This is a genomic window from Clostridium chromiireducens, from assembly GCF_002029255.1.
Taxonomy (GTDB): Bacteria; Bacillota; Clostridia; order Clostridiales; family Clostridiaceae; genus Clostridium; species Clostridium chromiireducens.
On record NZ_MZGT01000081.1, the window covers coordinates 1 to 19,317 of the forward strand.

The 19,317-nt window shown below is 28.9% G+C and carries 20 protein-coding genes; 15 read left to right on the forward strand and 5 right to left on the reverse strand.

The genetic code is table 11. The annotated features are described in order from the left end of the window. The first annotated feature begins 409 nt into the window (after positions 1–409). The 6 genes from CLCHR_RS20605 (at position 410) to gshAB (ending at position 7,527) form a co-directional block, all read left to right on the forward strand. On the forward strand, positions 410–1,054 hold the full coding sequence (locus tag CLCHR_RS20605) for a pentapeptide repeat-containing protein (RefSeq protein ID WP_079441797.1): 645 nt from the start codon (positions 410–412) through the stop codon (positions 1,052–1,054). Between the two features lie 149 nt (positions 1,055–1,203). Next, positions 1,204–2,052, forward strand: a complete 849-nt coding sequence (locus tag CLCHR_RS20610; protein WP_079441798.1) for a DegV family protein — start codon at positions 1,204–1,206, stop codon at positions 2,050–2,052. 147 nt (positions 2,053–2,199) lie between these two features. Then, complete coding sequence (locus CLCHR_RS20615) at positions 2,200–3,066, forward strand: SDR family oxidoreductase (RefSeq protein WP_079441799.1); 867 nt, start codon at positions 2,200–2,202, stop codon at positions 3,064–3,066. Positions 3,067–3,380: 314 nt separating this feature from the next. Next, on the forward strand, positions 3,381–3,749 hold the full coding sequence (locus CLCHR_RS20620; protein WP_079441800.1) for an ArsR/SmtB family transcription factor: 369 nt from the start codon (positions 3,381–3,383) through the stop codon (positions 3,747–3,749). 96 nt (positions 3,750–3,845) lie between these two features. After that, positions 3,846–5,159 carry an MATE family efflux transporter gene (locus CLCHR_RS20625; RefSeq protein WP_079441801.1) on the forward strand — a complete coding sequence of 438 codons (1,314 nt, stop codon included), beginning with the start codon at positions 3,846–3,848 and terminating at the stop codon, positions 5,157–5,159. Between the two features lie 28 nt (positions 5,160–5,187). Then, entirely contained in the window at positions 5,188–7,527 is a 2,340-nt protein-coding gene (gshAB, locus tag CLCHR_RS20630; RefSeq protein WP_079441802.1) for a bifunctional glutamate--cysteine ligase GshA/glutathione synthetase GshB, read from the forward strand. A 171-nt stretch (positions 7,528–7,698) separates the two neighbouring features. Here gshAB and CLCHR_RS20635 read toward each other — a convergent pair whose 3' ends face one another. Then, on the reverse strand, positions 7,699–8,214 hold the full coding sequence (locus tag CLCHR_RS20635) for a DUF4489 domain-containing protein (RefSeq protein WP_079441803.1): 516 nt from the start codon (positions 8,212–8,214) through the stop codon (positions 7,699–7,701). 230 nt (positions 8,215–8,444) lie between these two features. On the opposite strand from CLCHR_RS20635, the gene CLCHR_RS20640 reads away from it, so the two are divergent. Further along, positions 8,445–9,104 carry a DUF6483 family protein gene (locus CLCHR_RS20640; protein WP_079441804.1) on the forward strand — a complete coding sequence of 220 codons (660 nt, stop codon included), beginning with the start codon at positions 8,445–8,447 and terminating at the stop codon, positions 9,102–9,104. A gap of 63 nt (positions 9,105–9,167) precedes the next feature. Further along, positions 9,168–9,725, forward strand: a complete 558-nt coding sequence (locus CLCHR_RS20645) for a hypothetical protein (RefSeq protein WP_079441805.1) — start codon at positions 9,168–9,170, stop codon at positions 9,723–9,725. Between the two features lie 10 nt (positions 9,726–9,735). Here CLCHR_RS20645 and CLCHR_RS20650 read toward each other — a convergent pair whose 3' ends face one another. Beyond that, positions 9,736–10,185: a threonine/serine exporter family protein gene (locus CLCHR_RS20650; RefSeq protein ID WP_079441806.1), complete on the reverse strand. Its 450-nt coding sequence runs from the start codon at positions 10,183–10,185 to the stop codon at positions 9,736–9,738. A 66-nt stretch (positions 10,186–10,251) separates the two neighbouring features. Then, positions 10,252–11,010, reverse strand: a complete 759-nt coding sequence (locus CLCHR_RS20655; protein ID WP_079441807.1) for a threonine/serine exporter family protein — start codon at positions 11,008–11,010, stop codon at positions 10,252–10,254. Between the two features lie 273 nt (positions 11,011–11,283). Here CLCHR_RS20655 and glyA point away from each other — a divergent pair, with 273 nt between their 5' ends. Both glyA and CLCHR_RS20665 read left to right on the forward strand, forming a co-directional pair. Then, on the forward strand, positions 11,284–12,519 hold the full coding sequence (gene glyA / locus CLCHR_RS20660) for a serine hydroxymethyltransferase (RefSeq protein ID WP_079441808.1): 1,236 nt from the start codon (positions 11,284–11,286) through the stop codon (positions 12,517–12,519). A 222-nt stretch (positions 12,520–12,741) separates the two neighbouring features. Beyond that, positions 12,742–12,990, forward strand: coding sequence for a hypothetical protein (locus CLCHR_RS20665; RefSeq protein WP_079441809.1), 249 nt, complete (start codon positions 12,742–12,744; stop codon positions 12,988–12,990). 132 nt (positions 12,991–13,122) lie between these two features. Here CLCHR_RS20665 and CLCHR_RS24990 read toward each other — a convergent pair whose 3' ends face one another. Together CLCHR_RS24990 and CLCHR_RS20670 are read right to left on the reverse strand one after the other, a co-directional pair. Next, the gene (locus CLCHR_RS24990) at positions 13,123–13,278 is read right to left on the reverse strand and encodes a hypothetical protein (RefSeq protein ID WP_169896861.1); all 156 of its coding nucleotides are present in this window, start codon (positions 13,276–13,278) and stop codon (positions 13,123–13,125) included. A 131-nt stretch (positions 13,279–13,409) separates the two neighbouring features. Then, positions 13,410–13,901: a hypothetical protein gene (locus CLCHR_RS20670; RefSeq protein ID WP_079441810.1), complete on the reverse strand. Its 492-nt coding sequence runs from the start codon at positions 13,899–13,901 to the stop codon at positions 13,410–13,412. Between the two features lie 357 nt (positions 13,902–14,258). Between CLCHR_RS20670 and CLCHR_RS20675 the strand changes: the two genes are divergently transcribed. The 5 genes from CLCHR_RS20675 to CLCHR_RS20695 form a co-directional block, all read left to right on the forward strand. Beyond that, complete coding sequence (locus tag CLCHR_RS20675) at positions 14,259–14,711, forward strand: DUF5673 domain-containing protein (protein ID WP_242966170.1); 453 nt, start codon at positions 14,259–14,261, stop codon at positions 14,709–14,711. A 122-nt stretch (positions 14,712–14,833) separates the two neighbouring features. Continuing rightward, positions 14,834–17,026 (forward strand): DNA topoisomerase III, encoded by a 2,193-nt coding sequence (locus tag CLCHR_RS20680; RefSeq protein WP_079441812.1) that lies wholly within the window; start codon positions 14,834–14,836, stop codon positions 17,024–17,026. Between the two features lie 20 nt (positions 17,027–17,046). Then, a complete protein-coding gene (locus tag CLCHR_RS20685) occupies positions 17,047–17,241 on the forward strand; it encodes a YwbE family protein (RefSeq protein WP_079441813.1) in 195 nt (64 codons plus the stop codon). Between the two features lie 120 nt (positions 17,242–17,361). Next, complete coding sequence (locus CLCHR_RS20690; RefSeq protein WP_079441814.1) at positions 17,362–18,552, forward strand: D-alanyl-D-alanine carboxypeptidase family protein; 1,191 nt, start codon at positions 17,362–17,364, stop codon at positions 18,550–18,552. 306 nt (positions 18,553–18,858) lie between these two features. Further along, the coding region (locus CLCHR_RS20695) for a segregation/condensation protein A (RefSeq protein ID WP_169896862.1) at positions 18,859–19,317 on the forward strand (459 nt) is incomplete at its 3' end.

Below are 19,317 nucleotides of genomic sequence, written 5' to 3' on the forward strand. Positions count from 1 at the left end.
ATAAATAATTGCTTTTAAGTTTAATTCTCTATTTAAAAAAGAAAGTTTTAACTTTGGGTTAAACTTTCTTTTTTAAATTACTGAAGATCGTAAAAGGAGTTTACAGAATAATAGAAAAGTTGATGATCTTTTTAATCTATATAAATTATTACCAATAAATATGTCAAAAATAGTTTTCACACTAAATAAGTAATGAAGGATTTCAAGAAAAATTGGATAAAATGTAAGTAAAGGATTTTTAATTGTTAGCTATAATATTCTGTGGGATTAGATGATATTATCTTTTTAATTATTGAAAGATAATATCTTATGGAAAATGTGTCCTTGAAAAGCTGAATTATTTGATATAATAGTAATTAGTATATTCTATAGTTATAGATAATTATATTATTCAGAAGGGGGAGTACACATGATAGAATTAATTAAAATAGCAAAACCTAAATTTGATAAATTACTAAAGGAAAATAGTGATATAAATTATGAATTAACAACTGAAAGATATTTAGAAGGAGTTGTAATTAACAGTACTAGTTTAGATCATATAAATGAAGAAAAAGTTGAGGTAAGTAGGTGTAAGTTTGTAAATGTGACATTTAATGAATGTTGTTTTAAAAATATTGATTTATTAGATGTAATATTTGAAAATTGCGATTTATCCAACATAGACTTCTCTGATAGTAGTATACATAGAGTAGAATTTAAAAGTTGTAAACTTACTGGAGCGAATTTTAGTGAAAGTAATATTCAGGATGTCTTTTTTGATGAGGTTCTTGGGAATTACATGAATTTTGGATATTCAAAAATGAAAAATACAAGTTTTAATAATTCTAACATAAGAGGGACAATTTTTTTAGAATGCAATTTTAACAAAATTTCTTATACAAAATGCGACTTGAGTAACTCTGAATTTACCAATACTGCACTTAAAAATATTGACTTAAGAGATAATGATATATCAGAGATTTCATTAATAGGAAAAGAATTGAAAGATGCAATTGTATCTCCAATACAGGCCGTTGAACTTGCTCGGCTTTTAGGTGTTATAATTAAATAGAAAAAATTATTATTTAGCTTAATTGAGTAAATGTATTGCTACAATCTAAAGTTCTAATATTCAATTAGATTGATATTTTTGTAGGAAATTTAGAGATTGCTCACAAACGGTATAAATATTAACAAAAATTAAAATTAGGAGGAATTATTATGGAAAAAGTTGCACTAATAACAGATAGCGCTTCAGATATAAGTATTGAAATACTAGAAGAAAATAACATAAAAATGTTGCCGTTTAAGATTTTGTACTCTGATGGAGAATTTGAAGATAGAATAGAAATATCTCCTGAAATGATGTATAAAAGACTAAAAACAGAAATTCCAAAGACATCCCTTCCAAGCATAGAAAAGATTAATAATGTCTTTAGGGGAATAGTTGAGGAAGGTTATACGCATGTAATTGTAATAACAATATCAGCGGCATTTTCTGGGACATATAATGCTGTAAGATTAGTGAGTGAGAATTTCCCAGAACTTGAAACTCATGTTTTTGATTCTAAAACACTAACAATGGCAGAGGGCGCAATGGTATTAGAAACAGCAGAATTAATTAAAGAAGGTAAATCATTTAACACTATTGTAAATATATTACCAACCCTTAGAGAAAAAATAGATTTATTTTTTACTATAGATACATTAGAATATCTTCAAAAAGGAGGAAGAATAGGAAAAGTTGCTGGTACTGTTGGTGAGCTTTTAAATTTAAAACCAATAATTACAGTAGCTAATGATGGCACATATAGAACAGCAGCAAAGGTAAGAGGTTCAAAACAATCTGTATCTAAGTTGACAGAAATATTCAAAAGTTACCTAGAAAAAGGAAAATATAAAGCTTGGATTTTAGATGGTCATGGTTTAGATAAAGTTGAGAGCTTATATGAATCAATAAAAGACCTTCCTAATGTAGTGGAATGTACAATAACTGGTACAATTGGTCCAGCGTTAGGGGTAAATACTGGGCCAGGTTTAGTTGGTCTTGCAATTGAGAAAGTTGATTAATAAATAAAATAATATTAATAGCTTCTGGTAAGTTGTGGGAGATTTGAAAGGCCTTTTACTTATCAGAAGCTTTATTATTAATAATATTTAATATATAGGAAAAACTATTTGTTAGAAAAAATAGTTTAACAAATAGGAGGGATTATTATGGATTTTCCAAAATCATTTCCAAAACAAGAGCAGAATGAGCAACCAGGGTTAGAACACGAGATGAAACCAGAACCAATATTTGATGATCCAGAGTATAATAAAAAGGGAGATAATTTAAAGGATAAAGTTGCTATTATTACAGGTGGAGATAGTGGAATAGGTAAAGCTGTTGCAATTGCTTATGCTAAGCAAGGAGCCAATATTGTAATAGTGTATTTTAATGAAAAAAGTGATGCTGAGGAAACAAAAAAGATCATAGATGGAATAGGAACAAAATGTACACTTATAGATGGTGATATTGGAGATTCTAATTTTTGTGATAGCGTATTAGAAAAAACAACTCAAGAATTTGGTAAAGTAGATATATTGGTAAATAATGCAGCTGTCCAATTTGAATGTACAGATTTGAAACAATTAACAAACGAAAACTTTGATAAAACATTTAAGACAAATGTTTATGGAACATTCTATATGACAAGGGCTTCGCTAAAATATTTAAAAGCCGGAGGATGTATAATAAATACAGCTTCTGTTACAGCATATAAAGGAAATGAAACTCTAATTGACTATTCTATGACAAAAGGAGCCATAGTTGCATTTACCAGATCTTTATCAACAGCTTTGGCAAAAGGCAAAACTGGAATAAGAATAAATGCTGTAGCGCCAGGACCTATTTGGACACCACTTATTCCTGCAAGTTTCGATGAAAATAAGGTTTCTAAATTTGGATCAGATACTCCCCTTGGGAGAGCAGGTCAACCAGTTGAATGTGCAGGAGCATATGTATTTTTAGCATCAAAATGTGCTTCTTATATTACTGGCCAAGTAATACATGTAAATGGCGGGGAGATAGTAAATGCATAATGTCGCGGATAAGACGCTGAATTAGTAGAGATTAGATTTAAAGTGTTAAGTATAAAACAAATTAATAAAAAGGAACGAGCCAAGGTTAATCCTTGGCTTTATATTTTCACAAGAATTATTAGAAAGCACACAAAAAACATTAAGTAACAATATAATACAAACAATTAACTTACTTTTTAGAGACAAATAGATAAATATGTATATGAATTAAAACTAGTGTATTTAAAGAATAAAAAATATTGACTACACATAGATGAATATCTATACTATATAATATAAATTCAATATGGATAATATTGAGAAAGGAGTATAATGTGAGTACAAATTACGAAAAAAATGCAAAGATACTTAAAGCTTTAAGTGATTTAAATAGGATTAAAATTATTGATTTACTTTCAGGAGGCGAAAAGTGTGCTTGTGAGATATTAGAAAGTTTTAAATTTACGCAACCTACGCTGTCTCATCATATGAAAGTTCTAATAGATTGTGGTGTTGTTGAAGCTCGAAAAGATGGAATTTGGAATTTATATAAACTTAATATAAATAATTGTAATAGATTAGTTTTATTTATAATGAATTTAGTTACAGAAAAAGATGATTGTATATGTAGTGAGAAATACGATTATATTAATAACATTAAAAGAGAATCTACTGATTACAAAGAAACTACTGATTGTATTTAAAGAAATTTTGCACTTTTAATAATAAAATATACTCATACATAAATTATTCGTTAAATAATTTATAAACAACATTTGCAAAGTAGGAATGAGGATGGAATGAAGAAAATAGACCTTACAGAAGGAAGATCTATAAAAGTTCTAGCTAACCTTTCAGTTCCAATAATGGGAAGCTCTTTGTTGCAGTTTACATATAATTTGGTTAATATGGTCTGGGTTGGAGCGCTAGGCAGCAATGCAGTGGCAAGTATAGGTTCAGCAAGCTTTTATTTGGGCTTAGGGTACTCAATTAATTCCTTGGTGGTTATTGGGACAGGAATAAAAGTGGCTCACGCTATTGGCCGTAGAGATGATATAGGGGTAAAGAGCTATATTAATTCTGGAATTTTAATAAATATTGTAATTGGTTTTATCTTTGCTTTAATATTAATGTTAGGTGGAAAAAATCTTATAGATTTTTTGCAATTAAATAACCAGAATGTTGAAAAAGACGCATATTTGTATTTGGTTTTGAGCGGACCAACGATATTTTTGGTATTTTTTAATTTATTATATGCGAGAATTCTAGGAAGCTTTGGAAATAATAAATTAGCTTTTAAGATTAATACAATAGGGATAATTGTGAATATAATATTAGATCCATTATTTATATATGTGTTTAGACTTGGTGTATTGGGGGCATCAATTGCAACTTTAATAGCTAATATTATTATGTTTATCCTATATTTATTTAAATCCTCAGAAATATTAAAATATAATCATAATATAAAATTTAGTTATGAAAAAGTTAAAGAAATAATAAAATTAGGGTTTCCTATGGCTATCCAAAGGATTTTATTTACTGTTATTAATATATTGCTAGCAAGAATTATAGCTTTGTTTGGTTCCAATGCTATTGCTGCACAAAAAATAGGTCTTCAAATTGAATCAATTACTTACATGGTTATCGGAGGACTTCACGGTGCAATTGCAGCTTTCACAGGGCAGAACTTCGGTGCTAAGAAATACAATAGAATTAAAGATGGCTATAGTGCTGCATTAAAAATTGGCATTATTTATTCATTGATTACTGCGTTTATCTTTATGTTTTTTAATTTACCACTTATTCGATTGTTTGTTCAAGATGATATGACAATAGAAATATCAAAAACGTACTTGCAAGTTGTAGCATTTTCACAGATATTTAGTACAATAGAAACAGTATCAAATGGATTGTTTACAGGTATTGGTAAACCAAAAATTTCATCAGTTATAAGTGTATTATTTACCGGGCTAAGGATTCCAATGGCCATGATTTTAATAAAACCATTTGGATTAGCTGGTGTTTGGATAAGTATTTCATTATCCAGTGTCTTAAAGGGGATAGTAGCATATTTACTTTATAGAATTGAAGTAAAAAAGAATTTTAGATAGTTATAAATTATTAATAAGGAGGCAATCAATGTTAGGCAAACTGAAAGAATTATTTTCTCCTCAAGAATTATTAAAAGGAAATTTTGGCATTGAAAGGGAGAGTTTAAGAGTTAACGATAAAGGAGAGTTATCACTAATTTCCCACCCAAGTGTATTTGGTGATAAGATTGAAAATGGATATATAACAACAGATTTTGCAGAAGGTCAAATTGAAGTTATAACACCTCCATTTAAAAATATTGAAGAAACTTATAATTTCACAAATGCTCTTTATGATATAGTTGCGATGGAAATAGGGGATGAGTATCTTTGGCCACAATCAATGCCAGGGATAGTACCAGATGATGATAAGATTAGGATTGCAGAATATGGTGAAAATAATAAAGGAAAACAAGCAAGACTATATAGACAAAGTTTAATAGAAAAGTATGGTGGCAAAAAGCAGCTAATATGTGGAATACACTACAATTTTTCTTTTAGTGATGATATGATTACTAAATTGTTTAATAATAAAAAACATATTCACTTCTTAGGAGATTCAGGTTGCAGTAATCAGGATGTTGATTATAAAGAGTTTAAAAATAAAATATATTTAAGGGTAACAAGAAATTACTTAAGATATAGATGGCTTCTTATTTACCTATTAGGTGCAAGCGGTGTAGTAGATAAAAGCTACATTAAAACTTGTGTTAATTCATCAAAAGAAATTGCTCAAGATAGTTTCTCTAATGAGGGAGCTTTGTCTTATAGAAATAGCGAATGTGGATATAAAAATAAAATTGACTTATTTCCAAATTATAATTCAGTAGACGAGTATATTAATAGTTTAAAAGGTTTTATAAATGATAAACTCATTGACAGCTATAAAGAATTATATAGCTGTGTGAGGTTAAAACCTAAAAATGTTGATAAATTCTTTGATTCATTGAAGAATGACGGAATCCAGTATCTAGAATACAGAAGCATTGATATTAATCCTTTTGAAAAGGGAGGAATAAGCTTGAATGATTTATATTTTCTGCAATTATTTAACTTATTTTTGCTTATCAATGATGAGAGTGATTACGCTAAGTGGCAAGAAGAAGGAAATGAAAATCAAAACATAATTTCAAAGTTTGGCCAAAAGGAACTTATGCTAAAAAAAGATGGTCAATTAATTACTAAGGAAGCATTTGGATTAGAAATATTAAATAAGATTAAATGTATAAATGAAGAACTTAATCTTGATAAAGAAGAAATTATTAATAATATGATCGAAAAGATAAAAGATCATAAATTAACATACGCCTACAAGATTGAGGAAAAAGTCAAAGAAGAAGGATATATTAGAGCACATATAAATATCGCTAAAGTATATAAAAAGAGTTCTTATAGTAATAGATTTAAGTTGGAAGGTTATGAAGATTTAGAATTATCAACTCAAATTTTATTGAAAGAATCAATAAAAAGAGGTATAACTGTCGAAGTTTTAGATAGAGTTGAGAATTTCATATCACTTACGAGGAATAATAAAGTTGAATATATCAAACAGGCCACAAAGACGTCTAAAGATAACTATGTAACTGTTTTGATTATGGAGAATAAGAGTGTTACAAAGAAAGTACTGGCGGATAATAATATTAACGTTCCAAAAGGTATAGAATCTAACTCAATTAATGAAGCTAAAAATGTAATAAAGAATTTTATTGGAGTTCCAATAGTTATTAAACCGAAATCAACTAATTTTGGTTTAGGCATAAGTATATTTAAAGAGGGAGCAGACTCGGAAAGCATCGAGAAGGCATTGGAGATTGCTTTTAATCATGATAACACAATTCTTATTGAAGAATTCATAAAAGGAAAGGAATACCGCTTCTTGGTTATAGATGATGAGGTTGTGGGAATACTTCATAGAGTACCTGCTAATGTAAAAGGTGACGGTGTAAGATCTATCACTGAGTTAGTTGAAATAAAGAACCAAGACCCTCTTAGAGGATATCATTATGTAACACCTTTAGAAAAAATTATATTGGATGAAAATGCTAAGTTATTTTTAAAACAGCAAAATAAAGATTTTAATTATATCCCTCAAAAAGATGAAGTAATTTATCTAAGAGAGAATTCTAATATAAGTACTGGTGGAGATAGCATAGACTACACGGATGATATTCCAGATAAGTTTAAAAAAATAGCAGTCGAAGCAGCTAGGGCAGTAAATGCTAGAATTTGTGGTGTGGATATGATGTTAGAGGACTATTGTAATGAAAATTCAAATTATGCCATAATTGAGCTGAACTTTAATCCTGCTATCCATATTCACTGCTATCCTTATAAGGGTGTTGAAAGAAATATTGGTGTAGAAGTGTTAAAAGTTCTAGAATTAATTTAATAAACTAAGCTGTTTTGAACATAAGTAATAAATACTTTTTTAGTATAAAACTAATGTGTTTAAAATGGCTTATTTATTTAAATGATTATATACATGATTACTAAGGCAATTTATACAAAAATAAAAGGGAAGCTCTTGAAAAGAGCTCCCTAATATTATAATTATTCCTAATTATAAAGTTTCAACAGCTAAAGCTGATAATACTGCATTAGTTATTGTTAAACCAGCTGTTACAGAAATTAAGCTGCTTGGTTCAAGTTGAACTGTATAAGTTGTATTATCATAAGCTGCATTGCAATCACAGAATTGGAAAGAAAATGACTCAGATTCTAATACTTCAACTGATTCAGCAAAAGTGAAAGTTCCACCTATTGGCTGAGGAGATCCGTTACCAACTGTTTTAATTAGTGTAAAGTTTAAATTTACTAAAATACCTACAGGTAAAGCAATTATACTAGTAAATGTCAAAAGAACTTTAGGATTGCACATTCTACCTGTATCTATAGAAACACTAGCTACAGGTATTGGTCTAGATAGTGGTGTTGAAATTACAGGAAGAGATCCAACCCCACCTGAACCAACGTTTAATAAAGCTCTACCAGGTTCAGGAGCACGGTTATAAGTCCTGCAAACAGGACGATTGTCACAAAATTCATAATCACGTTCGTCTTCACAAATATAACTCATAAATTACCTCCACATTATCATAAGTTTATCATATTTTTCTCTTAAAATTCGTTTTTGAGATTCTATTTATAGTATATAGTATGAAAATTGTGTAAAAATGTGCCGTATAGTAATTTTATTATTTATTTTTGGTATAACTAAGGATGTGCCTGACTTTAGATAAAGATTGATGTTTGGTATGATTTATGGGAATATATATTATAGAACTTTTAAATATGAGGTGTAATTAAATGATAAAAAATGATTTTATGAAAGAATTAGAGAATACTCTGATGTTAACAACTGAAGAGGTTGAAAAAAGTATATCTACTGGTAATATAGACGAAGCAAAAGAAATAGTAAATAAAGGACTTAAATCTATAATTGGAATAGATATAGGAACAGTAGATATTTTTTCGTTTAATAGTTTAGAAAGATTTATTGCTAATGAAATGCACTACAATGCTGAAAAGTTTATTGCATTTGGCTGTTTTATGAAGCTGCAGGGTTCAATTAGCGGAAAAGAAAATAAGGAAAATTCTCAAATTGATTATTATGAAAAGGCTATAGAAAGTTTTTATAAAGCCTATAATGAAGATGATGAAATAAATCCGAAGTACTTAGATGATGCAGCTTATGTAGCAAAAGAATTAAGTAAATATGAGAGTTCTTTAGATATTGATAAGAAGATTTTAAGAATTTATGAATTAGCTAATAAACTTGATAAAGCAGAGGATACTTTATTTTATATGATTAGAAAAACTAATAATGATGTAAGTATTATTTTAGAAGGAATAAAATTTTACAATAGGCTTAAAGAAATGAATCATGATAAGTTAAAGGAAGGTAATCTTCCTCTAGAAGAAGTAGAAGATGGACTTTTAGAACTTGAAAGAAGACTTGAGATGTAAATGTAACATTCCTGAAGAATGTAAAATATACTAAAGGGAAGTAATTATTTAAAAGAGGCATCTATGGAGTTTAAGGGATGGGGCAGTTTCGATGATTTAGTTAGAGCCTGCGGATACACTAACTGCAATGAAAATAGTGAAAATAGCAATTCAAATACAGGGAATGTAAATAATGAATTTAATAATATAGGATGTAATGATATTCCAAATGGATTCCAAGGTTTAGATCCCCAGCTATTTATTTTAGTTGGAGAGATTTTAGGAAATATAATATCGGGAAGGCTTCCATTTAATATTCAAAATGCATTAGGAAATTGGCTGCAGTTAGTTGGTCAAGTAATTGAAACTTATAATGCGCAGCAGCAATATTTCCAAAGTGGTCCTGGAAGATACTTTCATCCTAAAAGCTACAATTCAGCTAATCAGTACTGTACTCAAAATCAAAGTAATACATCACAAAATTCCAATTCAAACATGGGTGATTCTAATAATTCAAGAAAAAATGACAGTAAGGAAAAAGGTTCAGATGAAAATAAAAATGATAAAATAAAACAATTGGAATTATGCATAATTGAGTTGAAGGAAGAAATACAGGAAATTAAGAGATTATTGGAAAAATAACTTAATTAAATTATTTTTCCAATAATTTTTCTTTAACTTTTTTAATATTTGTTACTTGTTTTGTTATGGTAGATACAAATATTACGCCTAATGCCAATGTTCCAGCGCTGGCTAATGTATTTACTCCGAGCTCTACAGCATTATTTATATTTCCGCTTATGGTTTCATACATAGTATAATACATGCCGGAGCCAGGGACTAGTGGGATAAGTGCGCAGACTACTATAGTTGTTACAGGGGTTTTTAAACGTCTTGCACAAATTTCAGAGTATATACTAAAGAATATTGAAGAGATAAATAGCGATAAAATATCACTTACATTATTCTCTTTTAAATATAAATAAGAATACCAGCTTAGGGCTCCCCCGATTGAAGCAAATATTAAATGTTTACCCTTTATATTGAAAATTATTCCAAAACCAAAAGATGCTAAAAATGCGCTTGCAATTTGTGTAACCATGATACCTCCTAAATGTTGTGAATAAAGATATAACAAAGTTAAATTGTTCTTATTTTATGTAATAAACTAACTAAAATTATTTATATAAGCACTTAAAATTGCTCCAGTGCCAACAGCAATAGATACTGCAACTAAAAATGCTTCAGAAGCTTTTGTTATGCCGGACAAGAAATCACCGGCTATAGTATCCCTGATAGCATTAGTAATTGTAAGTCCAGGGACAAGAAGCATAATAGAACCTATAATAGTTTTATCTAAATTGTTAGCAAAGTTTAATTGCACGAGTATTATAGCTAAAAGCGCACATAAACCTCCGCTTAAAGAATTGATAAAGAACTCGTTTATATTTAATTTTTCACAGATTATAACAACTATTTTAATTGCTGCACCAATTAAACACGCAGAAAGGAAATCCTTAATATTTCCACCAAACATAATACTAAAGCATCCAGCTGCAATAGAAGACCATAATAGAGTAACTAAGCGAGAATATCTATTTTCCTTTAATATATTGATGATTTCATTTTTAAAATCATCAATATCAATAGATTCAGTTTGAATTTTTCTTGAAAGATCATTAATTAAATCAACTTTATGTAGGTCTACGCCTCTAGAAGTAATTCTTTGAACTAGTGTTGAAACCTCATCATAGTAGGTAACTGTAACTATAATTCCAGTTGGGATCACAAAGCTATCCACAGTGTGAGCACCAAAAGCAAGACATATCCTGCTAATAGTTTCTTCAACCCTATAAGTTTCAGCGCCACTTTCCAACATAATTTTTCCTGCAAGAGTAGAAACTTTAAGTAATTTATCTAAGTCCATAATTTTATTCTCCATTGAATTTTTATAATAACAGAATTATAACATATAATAAAAAAATCATATAGGGAGATAATATTATATGATGGTTGTGAAAAACATATTATTTAGTGAATAGTATAAACTGTGCAATAAAATTAACATAATTAATATCAAAATGATATAAATTGCAACAAATTTTACTAAAATTGATCTACTTGGTAAAAAAATAGTTGATAAATTTACTAAGAAATCTTATAATTTGAATATAAAAAAAATATTGGGGTGATTATTAGGATGAATTTTGAAAATATACAAAAAGAAGATAAAGAAATCTATGATCTAATTGAGAAAGAATTAGTTAGACAACAAAAAGGAATAGAATTAATAGCTTCAGAAAATATTGTAAGTGAAGCTGTTATGGAAGCCATGGGTTCTTATTTAACTAATAAATATGCTGAAGGATATCCAAATAAAAGATATTATGGCGGATGTCACGTTGTAGATGAAATAGAACAAATCGCAATCGACAGAGCTAAAGAATTATTTGGTGCAGAACATGCAAATGTTCAACCACATTCAGGTTCACAAGCAAACATGGCTGTATACTTTGCAGTATTAGAACCAGGAGACACTGTTTTAGGTATGGATTTAAGCCATGGTGGACATTTAACTCACGGTTCTCCAGTTAACTTTTCAGGAAAATTATTTAACTTTGTATCTTACGGAGTTGATAAGGAAACTGAAATGATTGACTATGAAAATGTAAGAAAGCTTGCAATTGAACATAAACCAAAGCTTATAGTAGCAGGTGCAAGCGCATACGCAAGAATATTAGATTTCCCAAAATTTAGAGAAATAGCTGATGAAGTTGGAGCATTATTAATGGTAGATATGGCTCATATCGCAGGACTTGTCGCTGCAGGTGTTCATCCATCACCAGTACCATATTCTGATTTTGTTACAACAACAACTCATAAAACTTTAAGAGGTCCAAGAGGTGGGCTAATACTTTGCAAAGAGCAGTATGCTCAAGCTTTAAATAAAAACATTTTCCCAGGAATCCAAGGTGGTCCGCTAGAGCATATTATTGCTGCTAAAGCAGTATGTTTTAAAGAAGCGTTAGATTCAAGCTTTAAAATATATGGTGAAAATGTTGTGGAAAACTGTAAAGAACTTGCAAATCAATTGATAGCTAAAGGATTTAAAATTGTATCAGGTGGAACAGATAACCATGTATTTTTAGTTGATTTAAATAATAAAGACATTACTGGAAAAGAAGCTGAAGCGTTATTAGATTCAGTAGGTATTACAGTTAATAAAAATACAGTGCCTAATGAGACAAGAAGTCCATTTGTTACTTCTGGAATAAGAATTGGTACTGCAGCTATAACAACTAGAGGCTTTGTAAAGGAAGATATGGCTGAAATTGCAGCAATTATAGGCGAAGCAATAGATAATAGAGCTGGAGATTTATCATCACTAAAAGTAAGAGTGGAAGCTCTTTGTGACAAACATCCATTATATAACTAATAAACAAAGAGGTTTCATTCTAAATTAATGAAACCTCTTTGTTATTAATTCTATTTATAATAAGAAGCAATTTTATTTTTAAATTAAAGTCTATTGGCATAATGTACATAGAATAAAAGTTGTATTTAGGTTTTAATTTCTAACAGAAAATATAGTGCACATTTAATTGAATTATGAATATGATGATATCAAGTAACAAGGAAATATAGGAGGCCTATATAAGTGAATCCTTATCAATTAATTATTATGGTTCAACAAAGAATGCAACAGGACCCGGAATTTGCCAATAAATTTAATAAAGTAGTATTAGAACTTAATAAAGTTCCAGGGCTTCAACAGAAAGTAATACAAATAGCTCAGATAGGAGATGAAAATCAAAGGCAGCAAGCCATGGACAAACTTCCTAAAGACGCTAAACATGCAGTAAAGAAAATATTAGGTTTACTTGAAGAATATAATATTAATTTTTAAAAATTTAGTATTATAAAGATATATGTTTTAAAGATACTTATTTGCAAATAGAAAATGAGTTTCTTATAAAAAGTTTTTATAAGAAACTCATTTTTTATTCAAAGCTAAAAATATATAATTTTAAGTAATGTTTTAGAAACCTCTTTTTTCAGCTTCTAATCCACTTTCGTTTATTCCAGGTCTTTTTATTGTGGTATTATAACTGCTTTTCCCATACTGTCCTTGTGTTTTATTCCCATTTCGCAAGTAATTACTTTTTGAGTAATCTTTATTATTGTTATTATCCATAGAATCATCTCCTTTTTTCTTGTGTACAAATATAGTATGTGCCATTAATCAAAATTAATAATAGTAAATTTAATATGTTTCTAATAATTTAAGAATAAATAAATAATTCAACTAACTAAAATCTAAGTAATCTATAGTATAGAAAGCAATATATATAAAATTTTCCAAAAAAACAAATGCATAGAAAATGTTATTACTGAGCAAATTATTATACGTTTTTTTACAGTTAAAGATGGTTCGATACTTGTCCTTATAAGAAAATAAAAACCAACTAAGGTGAAGAGAGCAGAACATATATTGCCATGAGAAAACATGAAGATTGTAGATACTATACATAAGAAAATATAATTCCAAATTGGTATATTCCTAACTTCAATGTATTTCTCTCCAGAATCTAAGTAATAACCATCAATAGAAATATCACAATCATTATCTATATTTACCAAAATAGCAGTTTTAGTACCTAAATCAAATGATGTTTCTCGAGTTACTCCAAAAGTTTTTGAAGGTTGAAGCCTAATACGTTTATCATTAACAAATAATTCTTTTTTTAAAAATGACGAAGTATATTTTATATTATAGGTAATGTTGTCTATTGTCGTTGTCCAACTTTTAATTCTCATGAAATACCTCCTTTAGTTGTATAATATTTATCCAATACGTAATTTAATCTCAAAATGCATATATTTAAATATATACGACAATTAAACTAAATAGAATGATATTTACAAATTGATATACTATGTAATTAATATAAAACGTGTCAAAAGGATAATATATATTTTAACAGGTAGCACATTTATAGAGAAAATATATAAAATATGCTATAATAAGGTGCTTTGGGAGAAAATTTTATATCACAGATAAAAATATTAAGAGAAGGCTAGTATTTAAAAAAGAAGATGAAAGTGAGTTGAAGAAATACATTAATAATATTTAAGAAAAAAGGGAATTTAAATAGAATTTTTTTATAGAAAGTAGTGAGAAATTTGGATATATCAACGATTTTAATTATAGCATTTATTCTTATTATAGATATAGTTCTTATAGGAATCGACATAAAGAATAAACTTATTTTCAAAGGAATTAATAAATATAAAATAATAATGCCAATACTAGTAGTTGGCTTTGTAGTTGTTACATTCCTTTCAAATAATTATAGATTACAAGACATAATAGTTGGAATAGCGATATTACCTCTGGCTTTTATTGGCAATAAGCGTGGAATAACAGAAAACGGATTCTTGGTAAACTCATATGTAATGATTTGGGATAGAGTTGAGAGTTTTTCGTCAGAAGAAAAAGATAATAAATACATAATTAAATATAAAACTAATATTGGTCAAAAGAAAGTGACTTTTAAAGCAGAAAACAAGGAAGAAATTAAAAAATATTTACAAGTAACAAAGAGGATAAAATACATTATAAAATAAATGCTAAATTATAAGGAGTTACCGCTTAAAATTTTAAAGGTAACTCTTTGTATTTTTATATGATATAATGGGTAAATGTAATTAAAAATATTTTAAAAGTCATTGAGAGAGGAAGAAAATTGATGAGTAAAACTCTTGTATTAGCTGAAAAGCCGAGTGTAGGTAGAGATTTAGCGAAAGTATTAAAATGTTCACAAAATAAAGGTTCATATATAGAGGGAAGTAAATATATAGTTACTTGGGCTATGGGACATTTGGTAGGTCTTATGGATCCAGAAGGATATGATGTTAAATATAAAACATGGAACATGGAGACACTTCCGATGTTACCTAAACATATGAAACTAACTGTGCTTAAAAAGACTGGTAAACAATATAATGAAGTGAAAAAGCAAATGTTACGTGAAGATGTAAATGAAATAGTAATAGCGACTGATGCAGGAAGAGAAGGGGAATTAGTTGCAAGATGGATTATAGAAAAAGCTGGAGTAAAAAAACCGCTTAAGAGATTGTGGATATCATCCCAAACAGATAAGGCAATTTTAGATGGGTTCAGAAATCTTAAATTGGGAAAAGAATATGAAAATCTATATAAGGCTGCTGTTTGTAGAGCAGAAGCAGATTGGCTTATTGGACTGAATGTAACACGAGCATTAACTTGTAAATATAATGCTCAATTATCCGCAGGACGTGTGCAGTCTGCAACATTAGCTATTATAGTTCAAAGAGAAGAAGAAATTAAAAACTTTAAGCCGAGAACGTATTATACGATAGGAGCAAAAACAAAAGGGTATAATCTTTCGTGGGTGAATAAAGATAATAATTCTAGAATTTTTGAAGAAGAATATGCTAATAAAATTGTCGCATCAGCTAAAGGGGCGGAAGGTGAAATTGTAAATGTCAGCGAAGTAAGTAAAAAGAAATTTTCACCAGCACTTTATGATTTAACAGAACTACAAAGAGATGCCAATAAGATATGGGGATATTCGGCTAAACAGACATTAGGGATAATGCAAAGATTATATGAAAATTATAAGATACTAACTTATCCAAGAACTGACTCAAGATATATTACAAAAGATATAGTTGCAACTATTCCAGAAAGATTAAAAGCTATTTCCATTGGAGAGTATAGAATTGCTGCAGAAGAATTATTAAGAGGAAAGATTAATGGACATAAAGGATTTGTGGATGATTCAAAGGTAAGTGATCACCATGCTATTATTCCAACAGAGCAAAAACCTAATTTAGCTGTTTTAAGCTCAGAGGAAAGAAAAATTTATGATTTAGTGGTTAAGAGATTTTTGAGTGTAATGCTTCCACCTTTTGAATACATACAAACAACAATTGAGGGAAGAGTTAAAGAAGAAAAATTTATAGCTCAAGGTAAAGTGATTACATCTAAAGGTTGGAAGAAACTTTATGATAAGGTTGAAGATGAATCCTCAGAAGATGACATCAAGGAACAAGTATTACCTAAAGTTAATAAAGGCGATAAGTTTAAGATAGAAGATGTTAAATTAAACAAAGGTCAAACTAATCCCCCTGCAAGATTTAATGAGGGAACATTATTATCTGCTATGGAAAATCCACATAAATATGTAAGTGTAGGTAAGGATGCAGCTAAGACATTAGATGAAACTGGAGGCCTTGGCACAGTTGCTACGAGAGCAGATATAATAGAAAAGCTATTTAACTCTTTTGTTATAGAAAAACAAGGCAAGGATATAGTTCCAACATCTAAAGGAAAACAATTAATTGAATTAGTTCCTAATGAACTGAAATCACCACTATTAACTGCAAAGTGGGAAAAGCGATTAGATGAAATTTCAAAAGGTAAATCAAGTGATCATGAATTTATCAGAGAAATGAGGAATTATGCTATTGCACTTGTGGAAGACGTAAAGGGTGGAAATACAAAATTCGTTCATGACAATAAAACAGGAAAAAAATGTCCTAATTGCGGAAAATATCTATTAGAAGTTAAAGGTAAGAATGGTGTAATGAATGTCTGTCAGGATAGAGAATGCGGGTATAGAGAAAGCGTAGCAAAAATTACAAACGCAAGATGTCCTGAATGTAAAAAGAAATTAGAGCTTCGCGGTCATGGAGAAGGTGCTATATATGTATGCACAGGAAGTACTTGCAATTTTAGAGAAAAGGCTGCGCAATTTAAGAAGAGGTTCGAAAATAATGGAAAAGTTGATAAAAGAGAAGTAAATAATTATATGAAAAAAATGAAAAAAGAAGCAGAAGATTTCAACGAAAATCCATTTGCTGCACTTTTAGGTGGCATGAAATTCGATAATAAATAAAATGTAAATGAGGCGGAATAATGGACGGAATTAATAGGTCAAATATTAAGATTGGGTCAAAGGTACTTGTAGTAAAAAAAGAGCACCAAAGAACAGGTGAGCTAACACAAGGAATAGTTAAAAGAATACTTACGAATTCTCAAATACATAATCGAGGCATAAAAGTTATGCTTGAAGATAATATTGTTGGAAGAGTTCAAAAAATATTAGAATAGAAGTTTGGAATATAAAATTAAATATGAGATAAATTTCTTGTCAAATCTTTGAGGAATTTTGGATTACTTGTTATATTATTTGTTCTTATGGTAACACTAATTCTGAAAGGAGGCAGTAAAATGAAAAATAAAATAAAAAGAATTTTATCTTTAACTTTGATATTTATTTTTACAATATTACTTTTGCCAATTAACTTAGCATATGCTGTAGAAGCAAATGAAAATGCTAAGGCTGAAGGAACTAAAATAGAAGCAAGATCAGCCTTACTAATGGAGCCTATGAGCGGAAAAATACTATATGAAAAAAATGCAGATGAAAAATTTGCACCTGCATCTGTAACTAAAATTATGACAATGTTACTTACTATGGAGGCAGTTGATAGCGGAAAAATCAAGATTGATGATAAAGTAACTTGTAGTGAAAACGCTAAGAAAATGGGTGGAAGTACAATGCTTCTCGATACAGGGGAAATAAGAACTGTAGAAGAACTTTTAAAAGGAGTAGCTATTGCTTCAGGGAACGATGCTGCTGTTGCACTTGCTGAATATTTAGGTGGTACTGAGGCAGATTTTGTTAATATGATGAACAAAAAAGCACAAGAGCTAGGAATGAATAATACAACTTTTAAAAATTGCAATGGCTTACCTGCAGAAGGACATTTATCTACAGCAAAGGATATTGCGATAATGTCTAGGGAACTACTAAATCATCCGAAAGTTTTAAAGTATACAGGAACTTATATGGAGACCATATCTGAGGGAAGAAAATCTCCAATAGAACTTGTAAATCATAATAAGTTGGTAAGGTTTTTTGAAGGATGCGACGGACTAAAAACAGGTTTTACAGATGAAGCCAAATATTGTATAAGTGCTACGGCAACAAGGAACGGAGTAAGAATGCTATCTGTAATTATGGGAGCACCAACTTATAAAATAAGGAATCGTGATGCAGGTTTGTTACTTAATCACGGATTCTCAAAATACGAAGGTAAAAAACTTGTGTCAAAGGATCAAGAAATAGATAAAGTTTATATGGATGAACAAACTGATAAATTCTTTATGGCAATGGCAAAAGATGACTTGGTTGTAATTTTACCTAAGGGAGAAAACAAAGAGTTAGAAAAGAAAATTGTTATTGAAGAATTACAAAAAGAGTATAAAGCCGGAGATATAGTTGGTAAATATGAAGTTTATTTAGGTGATGAAAAAGTTGGAGAGGTATCAATATATTGCGATAGAGATATAAAGAAAGGTAATATAATTGATAACATTAAGCATAATATTAAGAATTTATTTGAAAAGGGAGTTTAAATAAAATACTAATTTTCTAATAAATATAATAGAAAAACAGAATAAAACATAGCTTAATAATTTGAGGAAATCTTTATTATTAAGCTATGTTAATTTTATTTGATATATTTTGTTCATATAGCTTTTTCTAAAGTTTGATAATGAAAATAAGCAATATTTTAAAATTAAAATCGTATTAAACCTTTATATGAACGTTACTAAACATTCTTGTTTTGATAGATATATATTGGTATTATATATAGTGGAGCAACATAATTTAGTATAACTATAATATATGAATTAATAGTGGAGGTATAAAAACAACATATGGAACTTCCAAGAATAAAGATAAATGATTTTGAGGGACCGTTTGATTTGCTATTACACTTAATAAAGAAAAATCAAATGAGTATATATAATGTAAAAATATTCGAAATTACCAATCAATATCTGAATTATATTAATGAAATGAAGAAAATGGATTTAGATATTACATCAGAATTTATTGTGGTTGCGGCAACACTTATTGAAATAAAATCAAAACACTTGTTGCCTAAAATTAAAAAAGAGGATGAAAACGAAGAAGATGAAGAAAGAAATCTTTTAGAAAAACTTATTGTTTATAAAAAAATTAAAGGTGTTTCAGCCTTTTTTAAAGAAAGATATATAAGTGCTGGAGAAGTATATGGTAAAAAGCCTGAGGTAATAGAAGAGAAAAAGGAGGAAAATATTAAGCAAGACTTGTTTAAAGAAATAAGTCTTATAGGACTATATAATATATATAAT

Coding starts and splice junctions, on each gene's coding strand:
- CLCHR_RS20605 (WP_079441797.1), top strand. CDS start 410: ATGATAGAATTAATTAAAATAGCAAAACCTAAATTTGATAAATTACTA.
- CLCHR_RS20610 (WP_079441798.1), top strand. CDS start 1,204: ATGGAAAAAGTTGCACTAATAACAGATAGCGCTTCAGATATAAGTATT.
- CLCHR_RS20615 (WP_079441799.1), top strand. CDS start 2,200: ATGGATTTTCCAAAATCATTTCCAAAACAAGAGCAGAATGAGCAACCA.
- CLCHR_RS20625 (WP_079441801.1), top strand. CDS start 3,846: ATGAAGAAAATAGACCTTACAGAAGGAAGATCTATAAAAGTTCTAGCT.
- gshAB (WP_079441802.1), top strand. CDS start 5,188: ATGTTAGGCAAACTGAAAGAATTATTTTCTCCTCAAGAATTATTAAAA.
- CLCHR_RS20635 (WP_079441803.1), bottom strand. CDS start 8,214: ATGAGTTATATTTGTGAAGACGAACGTGATTATGAATTTTGTGACAAT.
- CLCHR_RS20640 (WP_079441804.1), top strand. CDS start 8,445: ATGATAAAAAATGATTTTATGAAAGAATTAGAGAATACTCTGATGTTA.
- CLCHR_RS20645 (WP_079441805.1), top strand. CDS start 9,168: ATGGAGTTTAAGGGATGGGGCAGTTTCGATGATTTAGTTAGAGCCTGC.
- CLCHR_RS20650 (WP_079441806.1), bottom strand. CDS start 10,185: ATGGTTACACAAATTGCAAGCGCATTTTTAGCATCTTTTGGTTTTGGA.
- CLCHR_RS20655 (WP_079441807.1), bottom strand. CDS start 11,010: ATGGACTTAGATAAATTACTTAAAGTTTCTACTCTTGCAGGAAAAATT.
- glyA (WP_079441808.1), top strand. CDS start 11,284: ATGAATTTTGAAAATATACAAAAAGAAGATAAAGAAATCTATGATCTA.
- CLCHR_RS24990 (WP_169896861.1), bottom strand. CDS start 13,278: ATGGATAATAACAATAATAAAGATTACTCAAAAAGTAATTACTTGCGA.
- CLCHR_RS20670 (WP_079441810.1), bottom strand. CDS start 13,901: ATGAGAATTAAAAGTTGGACAACGACAATAGACAACATTACCTATAAT.
- CLCHR_RS20680 (WP_079441812.1), top strand. CDS start 14,834: ATGAGTAAAACTCTTGTATTAGCTGAAAAGCCGAGTGTAGGTAGAGAT.
- CLCHR_RS20685 (WP_079441813.1), top strand. CDS start 17,047: ATGGACGGAATTAATAGGTCAAATATTAAGATTGGGTCAAAGGTACTT.
- CLCHR_RS20690 (WP_079441814.1), top strand. CDS start 17,362: ATGAAAAATAAAATAAAAAGAATTTTATCTTTAACTTTGATATTTATT.